Source organism: Cryptosporangium phraense (genome assembly GCF_006912135.1).
GTDB classification, from domain to species: Bacteria; Actinomycetota; Actinomycetes; order Mycobacteriales; family Cryptosporangiaceae; genus Cryptosporangium; species Cryptosporangium phraense.
Genome location: NZ_VIRS01000076.1, coordinates 1 through 4,321, shown reverse-complemented (window position 1 = coordinate 4,321; position 4,321 = coordinate 1). Strand labels below are relative to the sequence as shown.

At 69.7% G+C, this 4,321-nt stretch carries 4 protein-coding genes and 1 pseudogene; all 5 read right to left on the bottom strand.

The annotated features are described in order from the left end of the window. Positions 1 to 140 precede the first annotated feature (140 nt). On the bottom strand, positions 141 to 1,520 hold the full coding sequence (locus FL583_RS39805) for a Rossmann-fold NAD(P)-binding domain-containing protein (RefSeq protein WP_142710106.1): 1,380 nt from the start codon (positions 1,518 to 1,520) through the stop codon (positions 141 to 143). Next, entirely contained in the window at positions 1,517 to 2,023 is a 507-nt protein-coding gene (locus FL583_RS39800; protein WP_142710105.1) for a hypothetical protein, read from the bottom strand. Before FL583_RS39800 ends, FL583_RS39805 begins: the two co-directional genes overlap by 4 nt. 88 nt (positions 2,024 to 2,111) lie before the next feature. Further along, entirely contained in the window at positions 2,112 to 2,870 is a 759-nt protein-coding gene (locus tag FL583_RS39795; protein WP_142710104.1) for a GGDEF domain-containing protein, read from the bottom strand. 110 nt (positions 2,871 to 2,980) lie between these two features. Further along, complete coding sequence (locus FL583_RS39790; RefSeq protein ID WP_142710103.1) at positions 2,981 to 3,643, bottom strand: hypothetical protein; 663 nt, start codon at positions 3,641 to 3,643, stop codon at positions 2,981 to 2,983. A 422-nt stretch (positions 3,644 to 4,065) separates the two neighbouring features. After that, a pseudogene (locus FL583_RS40680) lies at positions 4,066 to 4,321 on the bottom strand (hypothetical protein); the annotation flags it as partial.

Genomic DNA, 4,321 nt, shown 5'->3' with positions numbered 1-4,321 from the left:
CTTTCCGCTGCCCCAGAACTGGGCCGCGACGATCGTGTTCGCGGCGAAGCCGGAGGCGTGGGCTTCGGTCAGCCGCAGGAAGATGATCTTCTGCAGTGCGGCGCGCAGCTCGCCCGTGGGAACGCCGGGGTTCGGGATGGTCATGCCGTCACCCACTCCGGCTCCGACCACTGGTCGCCGAGCGGCGCGGTGGTGCGGCCCGGACGGACGGGCTGGTAGACACCGAGGTTGGTGCGATGCGCGCGCGACCGTCCCTGCTCGACCCAGCGCGCGAGCCGGCCCAGGGTGTTCCCTTCCCAGCGGTCGAGTTGTTCGACGCGGTCGCGTGCGATCAGCGCATCGGCGAGTTCGGTGGCCTGCCTGAGGCCCTGGTTGAGCCCGGCCCCGACCTGGAGCCGCACAGGTAGAAGCGCGTCTCCGAGCAGCACGGCGATCGGGCTGTTCGCGCTGCTTCGAGGGAAGACCGCGCGGGTGGGCATTGCGCCGTCGTTGACCGGGATTCCAGCAACTTCGGACTGCTCGATCAGGTCAGCGAAGCTACCGGGCAGGTACCGGGCGGCTTCGCGGATCGCGGCGCGCGCGTGGTCGTCGATGCGGTCGGGGAGGATGAACGCCCGCTCGGTGGGGCCAGCCCCGGCGATCTCGGTGTAGATGCGCGCGGGCAGTTCGTGGCTGAGCTCCCAGTAGCAGAGCCCGGATTGCCGAAGCGGTGCGGTGCGGGAAAACAGGCGGCCGTGGGCGGCGTCGTAGTAGCGCTCGAATCCGCGAGGGAACGGCGTCGGCGCGGGCGCGAGGCCGCGCCAGACGATGTAGCCGTTGTAGTGCAGCGGCCGGGTCGGGTCGAGTAGGGCCCGGCCGGTGGAGTGTCGGCCGTCGGCGAAGAGCACAACGTCGGCGAAGGCGTCGGGCTGGTTGGCGAAGCGGAGGCGCCAGCGGCCGTCGACCTCGTCGAGGGCGGTCAGGCGGTGGCTGGTGCGCACATCGCAGAGCCTTCGCAGTTCGCCGTGGAGAGCGTCCCAGGAGGTGACGACGCCAGGGAACAGGGAGGAGCCACGTTCGACGGGGCCGTCGGCAGTCAGGTCGTAAGCGTGCACGGCGCTGTCGCTGAGAGCGGTGATCGCGTCGACGTCGACACCGAGCGCGGCGAGCAGGTTGATCGTGTCGTGCCGCAGACCCATGACGCCGCCGCTCTGGGAGAGCGCGGCCGGTAGCGCCTCGTAGGTGACGACATCGGCGATGCCCAAGCGGCGTAGGCAGAGTTCCACCGCAGGGCCGACGAGGCTTCCTCCGACGATCGCGACGGATGGTGCGGCGAGCCGGGGTCCGCTGGGGAGGCGTCGGCTGTGGTGCTCGTACATTGCGAGATCCCTTTCTTCGGACGTGGAAGATCGGGCACGGCAGACGGCCGCGCCCGGGTGCGCGCGGATTCCGCGCGGAGGTGGCCGAGCGACGGCCAAAACGAGAGGGTCGGAGCGGACGTCATGCGGCGGCCCGCGCGACAGCGGCCGGCGGCTGGTCACTCCCTGACTCGCAACATGCATATGGCCATGACCGGGCCGTTGCCATCGAGCGTGAGGATCCCCGAGGCCGCGGCGATTTGCTCCGCCCAAGTAGCGGGGTAGACGTCGTCGCCGAGGATGAGATCCCAGTCGCTGTAAGAGATCGTCGGTGGCTCACCGATGCTCAAGCCACCGGTGGAGTAGCACGTGACGCCGAAAGGTTCGGGCGGGCCGAAGCTGAAGCGATTGACGTCTTCCCGGGTCAGGGAGTCCGCCAGGCGGTCGAGACCGGATAGGAGCGTCTCCTCTGCGACGGTGCGGAGCTCAGAGGCGTGGCCGGCTATGTGGACTTCGGTCCAGGCGGAGACGGCGTCGGGCAGAGCAGCCGCGATCAGATTGCGGCTCAGCAGCGTGTGGAGCTCATCGACGGTTGCGCTCTGGCAGAGCCGCCGAATCACTACGGCGGCGTTCTGTGTGTTCAGTTTCGCGCCGGCGCGAAGGTACAGGCAGCGGAGGACCATCACGGGGACGGGGGAAGTGCACACGGCACTCAGCTCCTTTCGAGGGTGACGCAAGGGTTGGAGTCGGCTGCGTCGTATCGGGGCCGCGCTATCACTCGGCGACGCAGTGACGGGCTGGCGGGGAGTCGCGGCGACGCGACGCCGGGCGGGCTTCGGACGGGCTGGCGTGGCCGTCGCGGCCGGGGTCGTAGATCTGGACACCGCCGCCGCGCCGTTTGGCGGTGAACATCGCTCGGTCGGCCTGCCCGAGAGCGGTCGACGAGTCGCCGCCGCTGGTGTGAGTGATGCCGACGCTCACGCGGATCGGCACGCGTGCACTGCCAACGCGCGCTGGAGGCTCGCAGATCTGGCTGATGGCGCGCGCGAGCGCATGCGGGCCTTCGTCGGTGACGAGAACGAACTCGTCGCCACCGAGCCGTGCAGCGAGCTGTCCGCCGGCGACGGTCTTGAGTCGCTGGGCGATCGTCGCCAGGTAGACGTCGCCGCCTTCATGGCCGTAAGTGGCGTTGATACCGTGCAAGTCGTCCACGTCGACGACCGCAACCGTCAGCACCGAGCCCGTCCGGTCTGCCAGGTATTGCTCGGCGACCGATCGGGCGTAGAGACCGGTGACCGGATCGGTGTAGGCGTCGGCGAGCTCGCTCTCCAGCGCGTCCACGCGCCCGCGAAATTCGTCGAGCCGGCGCAGAGTCCGCAGCTGCACGACGCTGAAGACCGGCAGCAGACCAATGCAGACGAGCGCGGCGGGGAACGCGCGGCCGGCGAGGAGCAAGCCGATGAGAGTGGGCTCGATCAGTAACGGGATGAGTCTGAATGCCAGCGGGGGTGGAATGGGACGAGGGATGGTCATGGGTCGGGGATCCTTTCGGGTAGCCAGGGATTCGGCGCATGACGGAGCGGGCGTTCCGGATGTATTCCGGTACGCCCGCGTGGGATGGCCGCTGGAGGAGCGGCGGGTCGTCAGTCGGTGAGGAGAGCGACGAGCGAGTGCTGCTCGGTGAGCGCATCGATCCGCGCATTGGCCTCGGACAGATACGCCAGCCGCGCGGAGAGCCGGCCGTCGTCTCCCTCCAGGTAAGTGCCGTCGGGACAGAGCATCCGATCACCGGGAACCGCGGAGAGCCACCCGAAATGGGCGTAGCCCTGGGCGCCGAGCTGCAGCGCCTCGAGATGGCTGGTCGGCAGGTCCAGCGCCCGGTGCGGGAGGGCGTTGTAGGCGGTCATGAGCAGGATCTGCTGCTGGGCCAGGTAGTCCTGCTGGGCCCGGGCAAGCGGGTACCGGTCGGGGGCGGAGTCGTGCCGCTGGAGGAACGTCCACCACGGCAGCGCGGGCCGGGTGCCGGCCACGACGCTGTTCCAGATCGCCCACCGGTAGGAGTACGCCTGGTAGGCCAGCTGCCGCATGTCGGCCAGGTCCAGCTGGTCGAGCGGCCCGCCGACGGTGAGCTCCTGCCTGCTGTGTGCGCGCAGCCCGCGGCCCTCGCGGACGGTGGTGAGGAAGTGCGGTGTGCTGCCGTGCAGGGTCAGCGGGGTCGCAGCGACGCGGACCTCGGCCATGGCCGTGCACGTCTCGAGGGAGGTGATCCGGGAGAGACCGACCAGGGTCAGGGACATCGTGGACACGGGCTTCCTCCTTCAGGAAGTCAGGCGTTCGCGGGCACGCCGAGAGGCCTCAGGACCGAGGCAGGCGTGGGTAGCAGCGCTACGAAGCAGTCAGGAATCGGCTGGTCGGCGCTGAAGCGGGCAGGGGCCCGAGGTGCGGCATTTGAATGCCGCTGGTAGGTGGTGCGGTGGGTGAGCGTCGACGGGTGGCGCAGGCCGACCGGCTGCAGGAGCAGCGGGTGGGCGGTTGCGACCGCGGTCGTCGGGCCGCTCAGGCCCGGGGTGGAGCATGGGGTGGTTGTGAATGAGCCTTCAGCGTGGACGATCGACCCAACAGGTCTCGGCCTGGTTCAGTGGTCCGGTGTGTAGCGCTGAGCTGGGGCGATGTCGCTGTTACGACCCCCGTCGATCGGACCGCTGTTCGGCTGTTGGGCGGTGAATCGCTAGGACGGTTCGTGCAGCAGCCGCAGCGGATGCTCGTCCGGCTGCGGGACGCCTGGCGTGAGGGGACCTGGGTGTCCGTGCCGGCTGGGGAGTTCGGCCAGCGTTTCCCGGCGTCGGCCGTTACCGGCCAGACGCCAGACCGCGCCGGCAGGACCGTCGGTGCGGTAGCCGGCTTCGGGACAGGTGGTCGCCACCGCCAGGCCGCCGAGGGAATGATCGGCCAGGCGGCGATGCAGGTTCTGCTCGCGGAGCCGA

Bases quoted from the DNA above. Each gene is read 5' to 3' on its own strand.
- FL583_RS39795 (WP_142710104.1), bottom strand. From the start codon at position 2,870: ATGACCATCCCTCGTCCCATTCCACCCCCGCTGGCATTCAGACTCATC.